The organism is Lactobacillus sp. B4007 (assembly GCF_026535895.1).
In the GTDB taxonomy this organism is placed as follows: domain Bacteria; phylum Bacillota; class Bacilli; order Lactobacillales; family Lactobacillaceae; genus Lactobacillus; species Lactobacillus panisapium.
In genome coordinates this window covers 92,752-111,425 of the sequence record NZ_JAFNPA010000003.1, presented here as the reverse complement: position 1 = coordinate 111,425, position 18,674 = coordinate 92,752, and the positions used below count along the sequence as shown (strand labels likewise).

Genomic DNA, 18,674 nt, shown 5'->3' with positions numbered 1-18,674 from the left:
GAGCTTAGCATGAAATACAATCAATATGCCTACGTTGAAACTGACTTTAATACTCAGGTTAAAGAACTAATTAATATCAAATTCTTACCTAGCAACTATCAAACTCTATCATTTACGGATCTTTTAAAAGTAATGTCTGAAAACGCCATAGCTGAAGTTGCTCCAGATGCTGAAGATGCACGTCAAGCAAAACTAACCGAATTTGCTGTTTCTTCCGAGCAAACTTTAGCGGATTTTTTAACGCAGCAGCCTGAACAAGAAACTGCCACGCAGTTTTATAATGTTGCTTTGCAGCTTTTGGGCTATCATGTTCATTATGATTATGACTTAGATGATCCCCTGAAATTGATGAAAAAGCAGGCACTACCGTTTTTAACTAAGTTTGAAAACAAGGATGATTTGATTCAGGGTTTTTACCGCCTACTTAATACTCGTGCCAAAAATGGTCAATTACTAATTGACGTCATGGCAGGCAAAGGCTACTTTTATAACCGGCGTCAGCTATTTGACAGTAATAAGTTTGTTTTCTTAAATGGTAAAAGCCTGCCAGTTTTTGCCACTAGTAAAGTAATCAGAGAAGTTGTTTACGTTGAAAGCGACTTAGATACTGATAATGATGGGCACTCAGACCTTCTCCAAGTTACTATTTTTAGACCATTTGAGAGCCAAAAAATGCCGGTACCGGCATTGTATACAGCCAGTCCGTATTTTGGCGGTATCATTGCCAATGAAAAGCGTAACCACAACGTCGACGAGAATTTAAGCGATGCTACTGAATGGACTAATCCCCAATATGTACCTTCTAATCAGGTAACTGCCAAAAAGCCAACGGGTACAAATTCACCTGCCAATCAGGCGATTGAAATGGCCGTAGGTAAATCATCTTACGGTCTTAATGAATACATGTTAGCCCGCGGGTTTGCCAGTGTTTTTGCCGGCGCAATCGGTACACGTGGAAGTGATGGCTTGCGCATCACGGGAGCACCAGAGGAAACAGAAAGTGCAAAAGAAATTATTGAGTGGCTTCATGGTGACCGAATTGCCTACACCGATCGCTCACGCAAACACGAAACAACCGCTTTTTGGTGCAACGGCAATATCGGCATGACCGGTCGTTCTTATTTAGGAACTTTGCAAATCGCAATTGCAACCACTGGTGTTGCCGGTTTAAAGACCGTGGTTTCTGAAGCAGCCATTTCGTCTTGGTACGACTATTATCGTGAACACGGCTTAGTCATTGCCCCGGAAGATTGTCAGGGAGAAGATCTTGATTTACTTGCTGAAACTTGCCAGTCAAATCTTTGGGATGCAGGTGATTATCTCAAGATTAAGCCCAAGTATGACGCGATGCAAAAAGATTTATTGACAAAAAGCGATCGAACAACGGGCCAGTATTCAGATTTCTGGGAAAAGAGAAATTACCGGCATCAGACAGATGGCATTAAGTGTTCTTGGATTAGCGTTCACGGTTTGAATGATTGGAATGTTAAACCTAAAAATGTCTATAAGATTTGGCAAAAGGTTAAGAACTTGCCAATTAAACAGCACCTCTTTTTACATCAGGGACCACATTACAACATGAACAACCTAGTTTCAATTGACTTCACTGATTTGATGAACTTATGGTTTGTCCATGAATTACTTGAAATTGACAATCATGCATACGAGCAATGGCCAACCGTAATGGTTCAGGATAACCTAGAAGCAGATAACTGGCATGAAGAAGCTGATTGGAGTAACGATCTTGGGCAAAAGACGGTTTACTATCCGACTGATGACGGCGAATTGCAAAAGGATGGCAACGGCAAACAGCACCTAAGTTTTACTGACCTTGGCGGCAAAGAATTTAAGAAAGCTAAAATTACGGAAAGTGACTGGCAGTACAAATTTATTTGCGGTGATGAAAAATGGGCTAAACCAAGTTTGCGGTTTACCACTGACGAGTTCATCCATCCCGTAACTATTGTTGGTCGACCTCAAGTCAAGGTTCGTGTATCTTCAAGTCTTAATAAAGGCCAACTTTCCGTCGCATTAGTAGAACTGGGTGACCGTAAACGCTTGACTCCTACCCCTAAATTCATCATGCCTAAAGGACAAGAGCTAGGCTTTCGGTTTGGTCAAGATACATTACAAGAATTTCAACCTGATAAGCTGACACATGCTAAGTTAATTACGAAAGCTCACATGAATTTACAAAATTATGCCGATTTAAAACGGCCTGCCGCTATTAAACCAGGAGAATTCTATGATCTGACTTTTATGCTGCAACCAACATATTACCGGATTCCGATTGGCAGCAAGCTCTGTCTGATTATCTATTCAACTGATCAAGGAATGACTAAGAGACCACTAGAAGAAACTACCTATACAATTGACTTAGCTGGAACTGAAATCAATTTTAGTCAAAAATAGGAATTAGATTTAAGAAATAAATTTTGCACTAAAAAAGAGCTAGATCTTAATCTAGTTCTTTTTTGTTTGGTAAATTAAGTTGTAGTTTTATGCTAAACAGCCTAGTTTAAACTAGTTGTTGAAAATGACCGGTTCTCTAAAGCGGTTAAGAGGGCCCGAGCGGTATCCAGACTAGTTAAAAGTGGAATATTTTGCTGAATTGCAGCTTGCCTAATGATAAAACCATCTGAATTTTTGGCAATGTCGTGCCCCATAGTATTAATGACTAAATCAATTTGTCCGGTCCGAAATTCTGCTAAAATATTATTTTCTTTCTGTTCGTGAATTTTGCTTACTTCAGTAACATATAGACCGTTTTCTTTAAGAAAAGCTGCCGTTCCGCTAGTTGCAAATATTCGGTAGCCAATTTGGGCAAATCTTTTAGCGATTGGCAAAATTTCTTGCTTATCCCTATCCTCAATCGTTAATAACACATTACCACTGTCAGGAATTTGCATATTAGCACCGGAAAAGGCCTTATACAGAGCTTTAGGGAAACTTAGGTCACTTCCCATTACTTCACCGGTTGATTTCATTTCGGGTCCCAGGTAACTATCAACATCGGAGAGCTTACTAAACGAAAAGACTGGTGCTTTAACACTAATCATTTTTGGCTCTGGAGCTAACCCGTCTTCAAAACCTTGTTCACGTAAACTCTCACCCATAATTACTTTAGTGGCAACCTGGGCCATTTCAATACCAGTAATTTTACTTAAGAAAGGAACAGTTCGACTAGCTCGTGGATTCACTTCAATGATATAAATCTCACCGTCACGCTCAATTAACTGTAAGTTCATAATGCCATGGCAATTTAGTTTCAAGGCTAATTTCTTAGTGACTATGGCTATTTTTTGTTTGATTTCAGAAGTAAAAGTTTGCGCTGGATAAACAGCCATTGAGTCACCGGAGTGCACGCCCGCATGTTCAATATGTTCCATAATTCCGGGAATTAAAACCGTTTCACCATCACAGATAGCGTCGACGTCACATTCTTTGCCATCAAGGTAATCGTCAACTAAAATCGGGTGACTAGCTGCTATATCCACGTGATTTTGTAAATAATCTTCTAGTTCGCTTTCAGTATAAACAATTTCCATTGCTTTACCACCAAGCACATAACTTGGTCTAACTAAAACAGGATATCCTAATTCTTTGGCGGCTTTAATAACGCCATCATGAGTGGTGGTAGTGATGCCTTGCGGTTGCTTAAGGTTTAGCTCTTTAACCACTTGATCAAACAGTTCCCGATCCTCTGCTCGATTCAGATCAGCTACCGTTGTTCCCAAAATCTTAATACCGTGATCTTCAAGCCCAGCCGCCAGATTGATGGAGGTTTGACCACCAAACTGGATAATTACCCCTTCGGGTTGCTCAAGATCACAAACATTTAAGACATCTTCTAGTGTTAGAGGTTCAAAATAAAGTTTGTCAGAAATTGAAAAATCGGTTGAAACTGTCTCAGGATTTGAATTAATTACAATCGCTTCATAGCCCATTTTTTGAAGAGCTTTAACACAATGAACGGTTGCATAATCAAACTCTACACCCTGACCAATTCTGATTGGACCGGATCCAACAACTAAAACAGACTTCTTGCCGGTTTTTTTACTTTCATTTTCACTATCATAGGTTGAATAAAAGTATGGCGTTGTTGACTCAAATTCAGCCGCACAAGTATCAACCATTTTGTACACCGGAATAAGATGATGCTTTTTACGCAAATTGCGGACATCATCTTCTGTTTGCTGCCATAATTTGGCAATCGTTGCATCACTAAAGCCGTATCGCTTAGCATTTTTTAACGTAGCAAAATCGCTCGGCTTAGCTGCGATTTCTTTTTCTAGCTCAACTATATGTTTAACAATATCTAAGAAATAGTAATTGATCTTGGTAAGTTCATGAACATCCGACATTGTATAGCCTCTTCTAAATGCCTCAGCAAGATAGAAAAGACGGTCATCCTGGACCTTTACCAACTTGTTTTCAAGATCTTCATCACTAGCATGATGGGCCTGAGACGAATAAAAATCTTTTTGATCAATTTCTAATGACCGAACCGCTTTTTGAAATGCTTCTTCGGCCGTGCGCCCAATTGCCATTACCTCACCGGTTGCCTTCATTTGAGTACCTAATTCACGGTCTGCCTTAGTAAATTTATCAAACGGAAAGCGTGGTATTTTGCATACTACGTAGTCAAGAGCAGGCTCAAATTCCGCAAAAGTAGTACCAGTGACAGGGTTTTTAATTTCATCCAGAGTTAAGCCAACAGCAATTTTGGCAGCCATTTTAGCAATCGGATAACCAGTGGCTTTTGAAGCTAGGGCTGACGAACGGGAAACACGGGGATTAACTTCGATAACATCATAATTAAAACTGTTGGGATCAAGAGCGAGTTGGACATTGCATCCCCCTTCAATTTTCAGCGCCCTAATCAAGCGTAGGGAGCAGTCCCGCAACATTTGATATTCTTTATCAGATAAGGTTTGCGATGGTGAAAAAACAATCGAGTCACCAGTATGCACGCCAACCGGATCAAAGTTTTCCATACAGCAAACAATCATGGCATTATCATCATGGTCACGCATTACCTCAAACTCAATTTCTTTATAACCAGCAATTGAACGCTCGATTAAGCACTCTGTCACCGGCGAAAGCTCTAAACCATTTTTGGCAACACTGGCTAATTCTTCGCGGTCGTTACAAATACCGCCACCCGTTCCGCCCATTGTAAAAGCGGGACGAACAATAATTGGGTAACCAATTTCATCACCAAACTCTAAGGCTTCCTGAACCGTCTTTACACTTTTAGATGGCGGTACTGGCTCACCCAGTTTTTGACAAAGCTCTTTAAATTTTTCCCTGTCTTCTGCTTGCTCAATTGACTCAAGTTTAGTTCCTAATAATTCAATATCGAGTTCAGTCAAAATACCGCTTTTAGCTAAGGACAAGGCCATATTTAACCCCACTTGTCCGCCTAAAGTTGGCAGAATTGCATCGGGGTATTCTTGACGAATGATGCGGGAAACTGAATCAACTGTCAAAGGCTCTAAATAAACCTTATCGGCAATTGTCGTATCAGTCATGATCGTGGCAGGATTCGAATTGACCAAAACCACTTCATACCCCTCTTCACGCAATGCTAAGCAAGCTTGCGTTCCTGAATAATCAAATTCGGCAGCCTGGCCAATAATAATCGGGCCAGACCCAATAACCATAATTTTTTTAATATCAGTTCGTTTAGGCATGATCTTCAGTTTCCTTTCTTTGATCAATCATCTGCATAAAGTAGTCAAAAATACCTTCCTCATCGTGTGGTCCAGGCGTACTGTCTGGGTGAAACTGTACTGAAAAGGCTGGATACTTTTTATGGCGCAAACCTTCAACGGTGCCGTCATTAACTTCAACATGCGTAATCATCAGGTTATCGGGATCAATTGATTCGCGCGCAACAGCATAGCCATGATTTTGGGAAGTAAAGCCAATATTACCGGTTGCGATTTCCCTTACTGGATGGTTAAAACCACGGTGACCGAATTTCATTTTATAAGTTTTAGCACCATTGGCTAAAGCAAAGACTTGGTGACCCATACAAATGCCCATCAAAGGAATTTGTTTTTCCACCTTGCGAACCATTTCAGCCGCAGCGCTCATTTCTAAGGGGTCGCCCGGTCCATTCGATAATAAAACACCGTCTGGCTTTAATGCTAGAATCTTTTCTGCCGAAACAGTATAAGGCAAAACAACGCAGTTACAATCACGTTTTCCTAATTCACGTAAAATACTATTTTTTAGTCCAAAATCGACCACCACAATGTTGCGCTTTGATCCTGGTACGGGATAAGATTTTGAAGTTGAAACGCGGTCAATCACTCCTTTAGTGACATTTAATTGCTGCAACTGTTCAGCAATCTCTTTTGCTTCATCTTTATCAGAGCAAATTTGACCACGCATGGTGCCGTACATTCGTAGCTTTTTAACCAAAGCGCGCGTATCAATTCCCTGAATTCCAGGAATATCCAAGCTTTTCAGAAATTTAGGCAAAGTTGTTTGCATCCGCCAATTATCGGGATGACGTGCTACTTGGTGACAGATGACCCCCTTAATTCCGGGCTCCAATGATTCGTAATCTGCTAAGGTAATACCATAATTACCAATTAGCGGATTAGTAAAAACCAGAATTTGATCTGCATATGATTGGTCCGTAATCGCTTCTTGGTAGCCAGTCATTCCAGTTGTAAAAACAACTTCACCTTTGGTTTCACGCGCACTGCCAAAACCTTCACCCTCATAAATACTGCCATCTTCTAAAATTAAATACCTCATTTAATTTCCTTTCTTTTGGAAGACAATTTCACCTGCCACCATTGTCAGTTCAGTTTGTCCGTATACTGAGTCACCAGTAAATGGTGTATTTTTACCCTTTGATAAATAATCCTGTTCCTTTATTTGCTCTTCATGCGCTAAGTCAAAAATTGCTAGATCAGCTGGCTGACCAAGCGCTATTTTACCCGCGTGTTGTAAGTTAAAAGCGGCTGCAGGTTTAGTAGTAAGCCAACTCAGTAATTGCGTTAAAGTAAAAATCCCAGGTTTAACAAAATGTGTATACAGTTCGCTAAAGGCAGTTTCACTTCCCGTAATGCCAAAAGCCGCTTTTGCAAATCCGCCTTGTTTATCTTTTGCTGTGTGTGGTGCATGGTCAGTAGCAATCATGTCAATTGTGCCATCAAGTAAACCCGTAATTAAGGCCTGTTGGTCAGTCTTAGATCTTAGTGGTGGATTCATCTTATATTGTCCTCGGTTAGCGATAATATCTTGGTCAGCTAATAACAAATGATGCGGTGTTACTTCACAAGTCACATGAATACCCTTTTGCTTAGCAATTCTGACCAGTTCAACACTAGTTGCGGTTGAAACATGACAAATGTGGTAGTGGACACCCGTTTTTTGCGCTAGTAATAAATCACGGGCAATTTGGGTGGTTTCAGCTAATTCAGTGACTGGTCGTAATTCAAACTCATCCGCTTTGGTTCCTTCATTGATCACACCAAAGTTAAACAAAGAATCATCTTGAGCATGTTCTGCAATAACAAGATCATTTTCTTGCGCTTTTTGCATTGCCAAATACATTGTCTGGGCTTCTTGAACACCTTTACCATCATTGCTAAGAGCAAAACAACCTGCTTGTTTCAAACTATGATAATCGGGTAGTTCAGTTCCTTGCTCATCGACTGTAATTGGGCCGTATTGCAAGATATTTACTTGGCCATTTTCCCGATTATTTTTGACCATCTTACTCATTAATTCGGCAGTGTTGGGAACCGGTACAACATTAGGCATTGCTCCCACCGTAGTAAAACCACCTCGAGCAGCCGCTAGCGACCCGGTTTGCACATTTTCCTTAGCGGTTTGTCCTGGATCACGATAATGAACGTGCATATCCACCAAGCCAGGGCTTACTAACTTGGCACTGGCATTTATTTCATGATCGGCTTGCAAATTAGTACCGATCGCACTAATTACACCATTTTCAATTAATAAATCTCCTCGCTCAATCTGATCCCCTAAAAATAGCTGACCGTTTTTAATTACCGTCGCCATTATGAAAGTCCTCCTAATTTGCGTCCACGAAGAACTGCCTCAATCATCGCCATTCGCATAAACACACCATTTTCCATTTGACGAACAAAGCGTGACTTGGAGGCCTCAACCAAGTCCCCTGCAAGTTCAACATCATGATTAATTGGACCCGGATGCATAATGATGGCGTCATCCTTCATGGCCTGATAGCGCTCTTGATTAATGCCATATTCTGCATGATACTTTTTAGCATCAAATTGCGACTCATTAGGGTCACCCGCATGGCGTTCATGTTGAACACGCAAAAGCATCATGACATCCATCTCTCTAACCAAATCATCAAGTTTCTTAAATTGACCATAACGATCATATTCTTTGTCATACCAGTATTCAGGGCCGGAAAAGTAAACTTTAGCTCCTAGCTTAGTAAGAAGTTCCATGTCACTTTTAGCAACCCGAGAATTAGTAATGTCACCGACAATTGCGACCTTTAGATCTTTAAAGTGGCCAAATTGTTCATAAATCGTCATCATATCCAGCATACATTGTGATGGGTGCTGACCGCTGCCATCACCAGCATTAATTACCCCAATAGCCAAATGGTGACCTTGACCTGGATGAATCAGCTTTTCATAATATTCATTCTCAGAATGTCTGATTACTTCAATATCAATCCCGAGAGCCTGCATGATTAACGAAGTATCATATAATGTTTCGCCTTTTTTAGTAGAACTGTGAGATGGGTCAAAGGGAATTACAGTTAGGCCCAAACGTCTTTCTGCCATTTCAAAACTGGTATGAGTTCGACTAGAATTTTCGAAAAACATGTTAGTAACATAAACTGGTTTAGTAAGGTACGGACTCGCACCACCATTTTTGAAGTATTGTGCACGGGCAATTAAGGCCTCTACTTCTTCGACACTTAAATTTTCCACACTGACAAATGAAGGTAAGGTAACTAAGTTAGTTGTTTTCATTGTTTAAAACTCTTTCTTTTGTAAAAAAATAAACCTGAAGCATTAATTTCGCTCCAGGCTTATCAAAAGGATTTTTTCGGTGCAACAATGTGCATGACGAAAGAAACTCAAACCCTTCTGACCCTCTCTGGAGCCAATTAAATGGTTGAATTAATTAAAAGTATTAATCATGATAACGGTTTTAATTCGATGCTATCTTTTTGGTCGATTTCTTCAACGTGAACAGCAACTTGCTCATGCGATGACGTTGGGATATTTTTGCCGACAAAGTCAGCACGAATCGGCAATTCACGGTGACCACGATCAACCAAAACGGCGACTGCAATTGAACTTGGCCGGCCAGCATCCATGATGGCGTCCATCGCAGCCCGAATAGTGCGGCCAGTAAAGAGCACATCGTCAACTAACACAACATGCTTGTTAGAAACATCAACGCCCAAGTCCGCGTTATTGACAACTGGATCTTGCTTAAGCGAAGCATCATGACGATCATCACGGTAAAGCGTAATATCAAGTTGGCCAATTGGGACATCTACACCTTCAAGCTTTTGAATGCGATCATGAATTCGTTGTGCTAGATAAACACCACGCGTTTTGATGCCGACTAAAACTAAATCCTCAGTTCCCTTATTATGTTCAATAATTTCATAAGTAATTCGCGTTAAGGCCCGCTTCATTGCGAGAGCATCCCAAATTTCTTTTGCCATTTTCTTCTCCTCTTACTTCTTCGCCCATGAAAAAAGCACCTAATCTGCTTGAGACTAGGTGCTTCCTAAAAAGTCAATACTTAATTGAGCTTGCCTTGCTAGCCTCACGGGACTAATTTTAAAGACATTAATCTAGTTAAATATACGAGTTGTTGGGCAAGTTGTCAACCGCTAAATTGTTTATTTGAAAAATAACTTCCTAAATCCGGTCACAATAGTTTATTTGGGCAAAATTGTTTTACACTTCTTAGGTAGCTACCGTCACAAGCTTATTTAATTTCAATTGACTTCTAACTAAAGTATTTCAAAAAAGGCAATGCCTAAAACTAAGATCGGCCAATCAATGTCAGGAATTATTTTTTTCAGAAACAAGAGGTCAAGCGCGGCAAAGATAATCATAATAAACCCAATAACTCTTTCCCATTTCTGCAAAGAAGATAGGCGTGCGCCGACTTCATGAGGATAAAATTTTTTAACCACTTTTTGGCTAAAAGACAGAGCGAAGAAAATTACTCCAAGCCCAACCCAAAAAAGCAGGTAAAATAGCCCTTGTTTTGAGTTAAAATCAGAATAATTAACTATTCCAACAAAAACTGCAAAACAAGCACTGATTCTCAATATCTGCTTACCCGTAAACTTAGAAGTCAACATCTCTTTTTACCTTAAACCGTTTTAACCCTTTTCACCGTTAACAATAATTTGTTTGAAAAAGTCGATTACTTTAAAATGCCAAGTAAAAAATCATTTCCAAAGAGCAAAGGCAGGCTCAGCAGGAAAAAGTGCAAATAGCAACCCAGTATCAAGTGTTATTAACAGAACTGTCTCATTATCTAGCATAAAACAAAATAATGATATTGCGACCAGCACTAACCCCATGCCACGCTCGAATTTTTGATTAGCGGATAATTGCGCATTTTTTTCGGGTATTTTTGCAACAATCTTGGGAATAAATGAACCCGCCAAGATTAAAAGCCCAATAATTAAAAATGTTATCAGGTATGTTGAACGGAAATTAGAACTTGCATGATAATATCCAAATAAACCTATCAAAAATTGGACAGCTGCCATTAGCCACATTCTGACTTTACTGGCTAATTTTAACTCAAACATGATTACCTTACGCCGCCTTAAATTTCAATTACTAAAAACAAAAATTAAATAGTATTTTTATTATTTAATAATATTATAATAAAGCCAGAAAGTAAAGCTGCTTATTAAATAAAAAACGCAAGCCCCCGTATCGGTTTTTGCGTTTTCCTGAACTAATTAAATTCTACTTGACCAACTAAGTCATTAATATCAGCAACACCTAATTTTTCAAGTATTGCAGGCAAATCTTGCGCAATGTGCGGACAAATAAGGGCATCCTTAAAGTGTGCACTGCCAACAGCTACTGCATTTGCTCCAGCTAGCATAAACTCAACTACATCTTGAGCACTTTCAATTCCTCCCATGCCAATAATCGGCAAGTCCGTTACTTGGCGAACCTGATTAATTTGATACAAAGCAATTGGCTTAACACCCTCACCAGAATAGCCGCCAATATTATTACCAAGACGCGGTTTGCGGGTTTCAATATTGATCCTCATTCCAGTAACGGTGTTAATCATGGATAAGCCATCTGCACCACCCGCTTCGGCAGCCTTGGCAATTTCGGTCACGCTCGTGACATTAGGCGTCAATTTAATGTAAATTGGCACATCCACGACTGCTTTAATCGCTGCTGTTAACTCCTCAATTAAAGCCGGTTGAACACCAAAGGTCATTCCGCCTTCAGCCACATTTGGACAGGAAAAATTAATTTCTAAGGCATTTACTTTGCCCGAATCTGCTAATTTACGGGCAACTTCAATATAGCCTGCCTTACTTTCGCCACCAACACTAGCCATTAATGGCAATTCGGGATATTGCTTTTTAATTGGCGGCAACTTAGCCGTAATTACTTCATCGACTCCAGGATTAGTAAGCCCCACAGAGTTTAGAACACCCTCATCGAGAACCGCTATTTGTGGCTGTGGGTTACCAATTCGTGCTTCAGGTGTTGTGGTTTTAATGACTAATGCACCTAATTCGTTTAAATCAAACTTTTTCGCCGCAGGCACATCACCGAACCCAAAAGTACCACTGGCAGGCATAAGTGGATTTTTCATCGTTAGTCCTGGTAAATTAACGCTAATTTTTGTCATCTTTTCCTCCAAAAAATGAATGCTCTCCGTCATTACAATTATTTTTGGGTCTATTTTACACGTTTTCTCATTTTTTAAAAGCAAAATTTTTGTTGTATTTTGCCTATCCCGGTGGTAAGCTCTTAATTAACGAACTTTAAACGGTACAGAGAGACCGCAAGTTAAACACGACTTAAATAAGAAAAAAGTCTATTTTGATGCACTCTCGTACCAGAATAGGCTTTTTTGCTTGTGGAGGTTTTATGAAAAAAGCAGTATTTGTAGCTTTGGACTATGACAATTTATCTGATGTTCAACAATTGTTAGAACAGTTGGGCGCGCCCAAAGAAACTTATTTAAAAGTGGGAATGGAACTCTTTTATCACTCTGGCTCTGAAATCGTTTCTGAACTAGTTCAGAAAGGTTATCATATTTTTTTAGATTTAAAGTTGCACGATATCCCTAATACCGTATATGGAGCAGCTAAACAATTGGCCCAGCTAGGGATTGATTGCACAACGATTCACGCTCTAGGTGGTAGTGCAATGATTGCAGCAGCAAAGAAAGGCTTAATTGAAGGTACAAAAGCTGGCAATGAAGTGCCCAAGCTTTTAGCAGTAACTGAATTAACCTCGATTTCAGACCAAATTTTAGCAGACGAGCAAAACTGTTCATTACCCATGACCGAGCAAGTCGTTAGCCTTGCTAAAACCGCAAAAAATTCTGGAGCAGATGGCGTTATCTGTTCACCGCTGGAAGTTAGCAATCTGCGTAGTCAAGTTGGAGAAGACTTTCTGTACGTAACTCCGGGAATCCGGTTAGCAGAAAATCAAAATGGTGATCAAAAACGCGTTGCGACACCCCAAAAAGCTAAAGAATACGGTTCAAGTGCAATTGTGGTTGGCCGTCCGATTACGCAAGCTCAAGAACCGGCGATTGTCTATGAAAAAATTAAGAAGGAGTTTAATTAAATGTTTCAAGAACAAATTATCAATAAACTAGTTGAACAAAAAATCATTACAATTTCCCCAAGCAAACCATATACCTATGCTAGCGGTATGCTTTCACCAATCTATACTGATTTACGGTTAACAGTCTCATACCCTGATTTACGGGACTGGATTGCTACAGATCTTGCCGACTTAATTAAAAAGAATTATCCAGATGTCACAATTATTGGTGGTGTAGCAACCGCTGGAATCCCTCATGCAGCCTGGGTTGCAGCTAAATTAGCTCTACCAATGATTTATGTTCGTCCTGAGCCCAAAGATCATGGTAAGAGTAGACAAATTGAGGGGCGATTTAGTGCCAACGATAAAATTGTTTTAATAGATGATTTAATCACGACTGGTGGTTCCGTCTTAAATGCTGTCAAAGCTACTAAAAATGAAGGCGGCAATGTTATCGGTGTAGCTTCTATTTTTACTTATTATTTAAAAGATACTAAGCAAAACTTTGCTAAAGCTGGTGTTAATTTCAGTCCCTTATTAACTTATCCTGAACTATTAAAAAAAGAGCAAGAAATGAATTATATCAGTGTTAAAGAATATGAAGCATTAAAAACCTGGCACGAAGACCCATGGGCATGGGGTGAAAAGTTTAATCACTAAAATAAAAATCCGATTACCAATATTAATTGGTGATCGGATTTTTATTAATGATTGTTAATGGCATTATTGAGCCGTTTACGGTAACGGAAATAGACCAAGAGCATGAGCGGCAGTAAAATCAATTGAACAGGGTAAAAGTACTTTACAGGTAAGATATCATTGACAAAGCCCATGATAATTGGGCCAAAGGACATCCCAACATCCAGTCCAAGATAAAATGTACTACTTGCCAGCCCCTGCTCACTGATCGGAGCTAATAGTAACGCGGTCGACTGTAAGATTGAGTAAATGACACCGTACCCAATAGCCATAAACGCCGCTGCCAACGCCATGATCCAGTTATTTTTCATCACAGATAGCAACATAATGTAAATAAAAGTAGAAGCTAAACTAATCCAGAACCAGACCCCAAAAGGCACAGTATCAAATAAGTTCTTTAGCACAACCCTAATTAAAAGGAGTACAAGCGCATAAATTAAAAAGAATGAGCTGACAGCAACATGTAAATGCCTCTGTTCAGCATATGTAACCAAATCAGCTTGGGTGGCAAAATAAGGAAAAGCAAACAAAGTAGTTAACAGTGCAATCGGTAATACATTTTTCTGAATAATTTTAAGATGGTGTGGTGAGCCCTGTTTTTTGACTCGCTTTTGCGGATTCGCCCGATTACCAACAAATTGAATCATGATTACCATTAAAAAAGATGAAACAGCAGAGGCAATTATGGCTGCCCGGTAGCCAGTCTTTTGGTAAATATTAATTGCTAAAGCTGGCGCAACCGCCATTGCCAACGCATTCATCAGACCATAAAAACCCATGGCCTGACCGACATGTTGCCGCGGAACTAAAAATGCCAGCCAAGTAGTCATACAAACAGTACATAAGACAAAGCCGGTTCCGTTAATAATGCGAAACAGTAACAGCCAACCGCTAGCTGGTGCAAAAACATAGCCAATGACACCAATCATAATCAAAATTCCACCAATAAAGGAAAGTTGATATTTTGAAAATTTATCGGTTAAATTACCAGCAATAGGTCGCAAAAACATTGCTGCAATACTCATAATACCAACAATAATACCGGCAAATGCGCTGCTTGCACCTAAACTTTTGGCGTAACCATTGATTAATGGGTTAACGAACATCGTACTAAACATAAAGAAGAACGATGCTGCCATCACTAATATAACATCCTTAGTATAAATCGATTTTCCTTTAGCCATTTTCTCCTCACTATCTCTTAAAAAATAGTTAATATTAATATTCTAGCACTTCTAGGCCCTATAAGTAATGGGTTCTACCTAAATAGGCAGTTCTTTTTTGCTAATACAAGTAGCTAAATGGATGAAACTGTGCTCTTCTTTTAGAAAATTGGTCTACCTCATAATACACAAAAAAACACTGAATCAATTAGATCCAGTGTTTTATTATTTTATATTTACCAGTAAGAAAGTCTTTGGTTTTCTTAATTAGTAACCCATGTATCTGTTTCTTTCCCAATCAGAAACAGTTTCAGCATATTGTGACCATTCAAGTTCTTTAGAGCTAGTAAAGCTTTGGGTCAAGTGCTCTCCAAGAGCATCTTGAATTAACTTGTCTTCCTTAAAAGCTTTAAGAGCATTGTGCAAAGTTGAAGGCAATGGCTTAATTCCCATTTCATTTCTCTGCTCTTCACTAACATCAAATAAGTTGCAATCGATTGGATCCATTGGCATCTCTTCTCTCTTGATGCCATCAAGACCAGCAGCTAGACATGCGGCCAATAATAAGTATGGGTTAGCCGTTGGGTCAGCTGAACGCATTTCCAATCTGGTATTAACCTCTTCAGCTGAAGGTACGCGAACCATTGGTGAACGATTCTTTGAAGCCCAAGAAATATATACGGGTGCTTCATAGCCAGGAATCAATCTCTTGTATGAATTGACTGTTGGGTTAGCTACAGCAGTGATTGCACGTGCATGATCTAAAATACCATTTAAAAAGTAGAGCGCTGTATTGGACAAGTGGAATTTATTATTCTTGTCGTAAAAAGCATTTTTACCATTTTTGAATAATGACATGTTCGTGTGCATTCCGTTACCAGCTTGTCCCTGTAATGGTTTAGCCATGAATGTAGCGAATAATCCATGCTTTTTAGCAATTTCACGAACAACCATCTTAAAGGTTTGAACCCGGTCGGCTGTGGTTAATGCGTCATCAAACTTAAAGTCGATTTCTTGTTGACCGTCACCAACTTCATGGTGCGCTGCTTCAACTTCAAACCCAATACTTTCCAAAGTTTCAACGATATCACGTCTGCAACTAGCACTTTCATCATTGGAAGTAAGATCAAAGTATGAAGCATGATCAGGAACCTTTGTGGTCCAGTTGCCATTTTCATCAAGCTTAAGTAAATGAAATTCAGCTTCAAATCCAATATCAAATGCGGAAAAGCCCATATCCTTCATTTGTTCAACAATCCGCTTCAAATTGTTCCGCGGATCCCCAGCAAATGGCTTACCATCTGTCATATGAACAGAACAAATTAAGCAGCCAATCTTACCGCCCTGGCTATCTGTCCAAGGTAATACTGACCAAGTCGAAAAGTCTGGATATAAAACCATATCGCTTTCTTCTAAGCGAACAAAACCATCAATTGAAGAACCATCGAACCGAACATCATTAGTGAGTACTTTTTCCAGTTGACTATTAGGTACTTCAACTGCCTTGAGTGTCCCATTAATGTCAGTAAAAGTTAGTCGAATAAAACGAACATCGTCATTAGCGACGCTTTTTCTTATATCATCTGCTGTAATTTTCTTTGTCATGCTTTTCCACCTAAAAAAATATAAACAACTTATAATTGGTATAGCCCAGGCAAGTACTCAACTACCTGCCTAAAACTTGATTAATAGATTAGCAAAACATTAAATAAAAGTCAAAGTGGTCTAACCACTTTTTGCTAATCTTTACCAAAGTTTTACTTTAATTAAAGCCCTTTTCAATGCAAAAATTAATTTTGGAAAAAGAGCTCATTAACTGCATTAGTGATAGCAATCTTGACATGAGCATATGTCAAGCCACCTTGCATATAAATCGCATATGGCGGCCGAATTGGTCCATCGCCTGAGAATTCGATGCTTGCACCTTCGACAAATGAACCATCTGCCATGATTACCTGATCCTCATAACCTGTATCATTACTTGGGACAGGATCAACGAACGAGTTAATTGGAGAATTTTCTTGCAGTGCTTTAGCAAATCTAATCATCTTATCTTTATCATGGAAGATAACTGCCTGAATTAAGTCTGTCCGATCATCATCCCACTTTGGTGATACTTGAGCACCCATTCTGGCCAATAAGGCAGAAGAATAAATTGCCCCTTTAATCGCATTACCAGTAACACTTGGTGAAATAAACAAACCTTCAAAATAATCAAGGTTGTTGTTAAGACTGGCGCCTTCTTCTCTGCCAATTCCTCCAGCCGTGAGTCTGGCGGCAGTATTTTCAATTAATTCATGTTTACCAACAACATAACCACCAACTTTGGCCAATCCACCGCCAGCATTTTTAATTAATGACCCAGCCATTAAGTCGGCCCCAAACTCAGTCGGTTCATGCTTTTCGGAAAATTCACCATAGCAATTATCAACAAAGACAATACTATTAGGACTAACTTCACGAATCATCGCAATCATCGGCTTGATTTTTTCAACCGTAAAGCTTTGACGTGTGTCATAGCCACGAGAGCGCTGAATGACAACCATCTTAGGTTGGTGCTCAGATAACAACTTGCGAGCTGCTGCAAAATCAACGTCTCCGTCTTTTAGAGGAACATGGGAAAACTTAACACCATATGACTTTAAGCTTCCTCGGCCATCGCCCGCAATACCGATTACTTGTTGCAGTGTATCATATGGCATTCCAGTAATATAAGTTAGCTCGTCTCCTGGCAGCAAATTGCCGGCCATCGCTGTTGCTAGGGTATGAGTACCTGAGACAAATTGTGAGCGAACTAAGGCATCTTCAGTATGAAAAATTTGCGCGTAAATGCGATCAAGCTTATCGCGACCACTATCATCCGATCCATAACCAGTACTTCCGATTAAGTCAGCTTCAGCAACTGCTTTATCCTTAAACGCTTGTAAGACCTTATTTTGGTTAAAAAGGATATTATCATCAATTTTGCTTAATTGCGGTGCAATCTGTTGATCAATTTCACTAACAATTTGTTGTAATTCTTGCGGCCAATTATTCATTCAACCATTCCTTCACTTTCTGTTCTATCTTTATCTGACATTCTGGGTCGTCTAACGGGTCAAACCAGACAACGGGCAATTGATTTCTAAAGTATGTTAGCTGTCTTTTGGCATAGCGCCGAGATGCAGCTTTAACTTTTGCGATACAATCCTCTAATGTGCTTTCGCCGGTAAAATACGGGAAAAATTCTTTATAGCCAATCGCTTGCAAAATCTGGTACTCTTTTTCCCGATTTTGATAAACAAATTCTGCTTCGCTTAACAGTCCCTCTTGCATCATCTGATCTACCCGAAGATTAATTCTGCGATAAATTTCCTGTCTGTTTGCATTAAGACCAATAATTAAATAATCATACCGTGGCATTATTTTTTCCTGTTGTTCAGAAAATTTTTGTCCGGTTCGGTCAATAACAGTCAACGCCCGTAGTACACGTCGGGTATTATTAAGTGGAATTTTTTCGGCTGCTGCTTGATCTCGCTGGTTTAATTCCTGCCATAATTTTTCCGCTCCATTTAAAGCTAAGAATTGTTGCCACTTTTCATCAATTGCCTGCTGCTGTTCCTTTTTCTCACCTAATTGCATCTGATTTAACAGTGCATTGACATAAAAGCCAGTTCCACCTACGAGCATTGGTAACTCTTTTTTAGTCGCAATTGTTTTGACCGCCGTTTCGGCTTGTTTAACAAAATCAACAACGGAGTATGGCTCAAAGACCGAGCGCGTGTCGACTAGGTAATGTTGGACTGATTTTTGCTCTTCAGGTGTTGCTTTGGCTGTCCCAATTGCCACTTCACGATAAACCTGCATCGAATCGCCCGACACAATAGCCGCATTAAGCTTTTGTGCCAAAGAAATCGCCAAACTGGTTTTGCCAATCGCTGTTGGTCCTACGATTGCTATGATTTTCTGCATTTTTCGCTTCCCTTTTGTACTTTTTTAATTATAT

General features: G+C 39.6%; 15 protein-coding genes. 3 read left to right on the top strand and 12 right to left on the bottom strand.

The genetic code is table 11. From position 1 onward, the window contains the following. Positions 1–9: 9 nt before the first annotated feature. The gene (locus J3U54_RS05785; protein WP_267385423.1) at positions 10–2,412 is read left to right on the top strand and encodes a Xaa-Pro dipeptidyl-peptidase; all 2,403 of its coding nucleotides are present in this window, start codon (positions 10–12) and stop codon (positions 2,410–2,412) included. 101 nt (positions 2,413–2,513) lie between these two features. Here J3U54_RS05785 and carB read toward each other — a convergent pair whose 3' ends face one another. From carB to J3U54_RS05745, 8 genes are all read right to left on the bottom strand, one after another. Beyond that, positions 2,514–5,696: a carbamoyl-phosphate synthase large subunit gene (gene carB, locus J3U54_RS05780; protein WP_267385422.1), complete on the bottom strand. Its 3,183-nt coding sequence runs from the start codon at positions 5,694–5,696 to the stop codon at positions 2,514–2,516. Next, positions 5,689–6,774 carry a carbamoyl phosphate synthase small subunit gene (locus tag J3U54_RS05775; RefSeq protein ID WP_103751836.1) on the bottom strand — a complete coding sequence of 362 codons (1,086 nt, stop codon included), beginning with the start codon at positions 6,772–6,774 and terminating at the stop codon, positions 5,689–5,691. Before J3U54_RS05775 ends, carB begins: the two co-directional genes overlap by 8 nt. Then, on the bottom strand, positions 6,775–8,049 hold the full coding sequence (locus J3U54_RS05770) for a dihydroorotase (protein ID WP_267385421.1): 1,275 nt from the start codon (positions 8,047–8,049) through the stop codon (positions 6,775–6,777). It abuts the gene before it with no gap. Next, positions 8,049–9,005, bottom strand: a complete 957-nt coding sequence (locus J3U54_RS05765) for an aspartate carbamoyltransferase catalytic subunit (RefSeq protein ID WP_267385420.1) — start codon at positions 9,003–9,005, stop codon at positions 8,049–8,051. Before J3U54_RS05765 ends, J3U54_RS05770 begins: the two co-directional genes overlap by 1 nt. A gap of 167 nt (positions 9,006–9,172) precedes the next feature. Continuing rightward, positions 9,173–9,712: a bifunctional pyr operon transcriptional regulator/uracil phosphoribosyltransferase PyrR gene (gene pyrR / locus J3U54_RS05760; RefSeq protein WP_267385419.1), complete on the bottom strand. Its 540-nt coding sequence runs from the start codon at positions 9,710–9,712 to the stop codon at positions 9,173–9,175. Positions 9,713–10,006: 294 nt separating this feature from the next. Beyond that, positions 10,007–10,363, bottom strand: a complete 357-nt coding sequence (locus tag J3U54_RS05755; RefSeq protein ID WP_267385418.1) for a hypothetical protein — start codon at positions 10,361–10,363, stop codon at positions 10,007–10,009. Between the two features lie 90 nt (positions 10,364–10,453). Next, a complete protein-coding gene (locus J3U54_RS05750) occupies positions 10,454–10,822 on the bottom strand; it encodes a hypothetical protein (protein ID WP_267385416.1) in 369 nt (122 codons plus the stop codon). 152 nt (positions 10,823–10,974) lie between these two features. Further along, positions 10,975–11,898, bottom strand: a complete 924-nt coding sequence (locus J3U54_RS05745) for a dihydroorotate dehydrogenase (RefSeq protein ID WP_267385415.1) — start codon at positions 11,896–11,898, stop codon at positions 10,975–10,977. Positions 11,899–12,140: 242 nt separating this feature from the next. Here J3U54_RS05745 and pyrF point away from each other — a divergent pair, with 242 nt between their 5' ends. Together pyrF and pyrE are read left to right on the top strand one after the other, a co-directional pair. Continuing rightward, positions 12,141–12,848 carry an orotidine-5'-phosphate decarboxylase gene (gene pyrF / locus J3U54_RS05740; protein WP_267385414.1) on the top strand — a complete coding sequence of 236 codons (708 nt, stop codon included), beginning with the start codon at positions 12,141–12,143 and terminating at the stop codon, positions 12,846–12,848. Continuing rightward, positions 12,849–13,487, top strand: a complete 639-nt coding sequence (gene pyrE, locus J3U54_RS05735; RefSeq protein ID WP_267385413.1) for an orotate phosphoribosyltransferase — start codon at positions 12,849–12,851, stop codon at positions 13,485–13,487. It abuts the gene before it with no gap. Between the two features lie 44 nt (positions 13,488–13,531). Here pyrE and J3U54_RS05730 read toward each other — a convergent pair whose 3' ends face one another. From J3U54_RS05730 to miaA, 4 genes are all read right to left on the bottom strand, one after another. Beyond that, positions 13,532–14,710 carry an MFS transporter gene (locus tag J3U54_RS05730; protein WP_267385412.1) on the bottom strand — a complete coding sequence of 393 codons (1,179 nt, stop codon included), beginning with the start codon at positions 14,708–14,710 and terminating at the stop codon, positions 13,532–13,534. 246 nt (positions 14,711–14,956) lie between these two features. After that, positions 14,957–16,294, bottom strand: a complete 1,338-nt coding sequence (glnA, locus tag J3U54_RS05725; RefSeq protein WP_103751846.1) for a type I glutamate--ammonia ligase — start codon at positions 16,292–16,294, stop codon at positions 14,957–14,959. A gap of 185 nt (positions 16,295–16,479) precedes the next feature. Further along, a complete protein-coding gene (locus tag J3U54_RS05720) occupies positions 16,480–17,727 on the bottom strand; it encodes an aminotransferase class I/II-fold pyridoxal phosphate-dependent enzyme (protein WP_267385411.1) in 1,248 nt (415 codons plus the stop codon). Further along, the gene (gene miaA, locus J3U54_RS05715; protein ID WP_267385410.1) at positions 17,720–18,640 is read right to left on the bottom strand and encodes a tRNA (adenosine(37)-N6)-dimethylallyltransferase MiaA; all 921 of its coding nucleotides are present in this window, start codon (positions 18,638–18,640) and stop codon (positions 17,720–17,722) included. The genes J3U54_RS05720 and miaA overlap by 8 nt, the downstream gene beginning before the upstream one ends. Positions 18,641–18,674 lie beyond the last annotated feature (34 nt).

What these genes read in the sequence shown, in the direction of transcription:
- J3U54_RS05765 (WP_267385420.1), bottom strand. Translation starts at nt 9,005, where the DNA reads ATGAAAACAACTAACTTAGTTACCTTACCTTCATTTGTCAGTGTGGAA.
- pyrR (WP_267385419.1), bottom strand. Translation starts at nt 9,712, where the DNA reads ATGGCAAAAGAAATTTGGGATGCTCTCGCAATGAAGCGGGCCTTAACG.
- J3U54_RS05720 (WP_267385411.1), bottom strand. Translation starts at nt 17,727, where the DNA reads ATGAATAATTGGCCGCAAGAATTACAACAAATTGTTAGTGAAATTGAT.
- J3U54_RS05775 (WP_103751836.1), bottom strand. Translation starts at nt 6,774, where the DNA reads ATGAGGTATTTAATTTTAGAAGATGGCAGTATTTATGAGGGTGAAGGT.
- glnA (WP_103751846.1), bottom strand. Translation starts at nt 16,294, where the DNA reads ATGACAAAGAAAATTACAGCAGATGATATAAGAAAAAGCGTCGCTAAT.
- J3U54_RS05770 (WP_267385421.1), bottom strand. Translation starts at nt 8,049, where the DNA reads ATGGCGACGGTAATTAAAAACGGTCAGCTATTTTTAGGGGATCAGATT.
- pyrE (WP_267385413.1), top strand. Translation starts at nt 12,849, where the DNA reads ATGTTTCAAGAACAAATTATCAATAAACTAGTTGAACAAAAAATCATT.
- pyrF (WP_267385414.1), top strand. Translation starts at nt 12,141, where the DNA reads ATGAAAAAAGCAGTATTTGTAGCTTTGGACTATGACAATTTATCTGAT.
- J3U54_RS05730 (WP_267385412.1), bottom strand. Translation starts at nt 14,710, where the DNA reads ATGGCTAAAGGAAAATCGATTTATACTAAGGATGTTATATTAGTGATG.
- J3U54_RS05745 (WP_267385415.1), bottom strand. Translation starts at nt 11,898, where the DNA reads ATGACAAAAATTAGCGTTAATTTACCAGGACTAACGATGAAAAATCCA.
- miaA (WP_267385410.1), bottom strand. Translation starts at nt 18,640, where the DNA reads ATGCAGAAAATCATAGCAATCGTAGGACCAACAGCGATTGGCAAAACC.
- J3U54_RS05750 (WP_267385416.1), bottom strand. Translation starts at nt 10,822, where the DNA reads ATGTTTGAGTTAAAATTAGCCAGTAAAGTCAGAATGTGGCTAATGGCA.
- carB (WP_267385422.1), bottom strand. Translation starts at nt 5,696, where the DNA reads ATGCCTAAACGAACTGATATTAAAAAAATTATGGTTATTGGGTCTGGC.
- J3U54_RS05785 (WP_267385423.1), top strand. Translation starts at nt 10, where the DNA reads ATGAAATACAATCAATATGCCTACGTTGAAACTGACTTTAATACTCAG.
- J3U54_RS05755 (WP_267385418.1), bottom strand. Translation starts at nt 10,363, where the DNA reads ATGTTGACTTCTAAGTTTACGGGTAAGCAGATATTGAGAATCAGTGCT.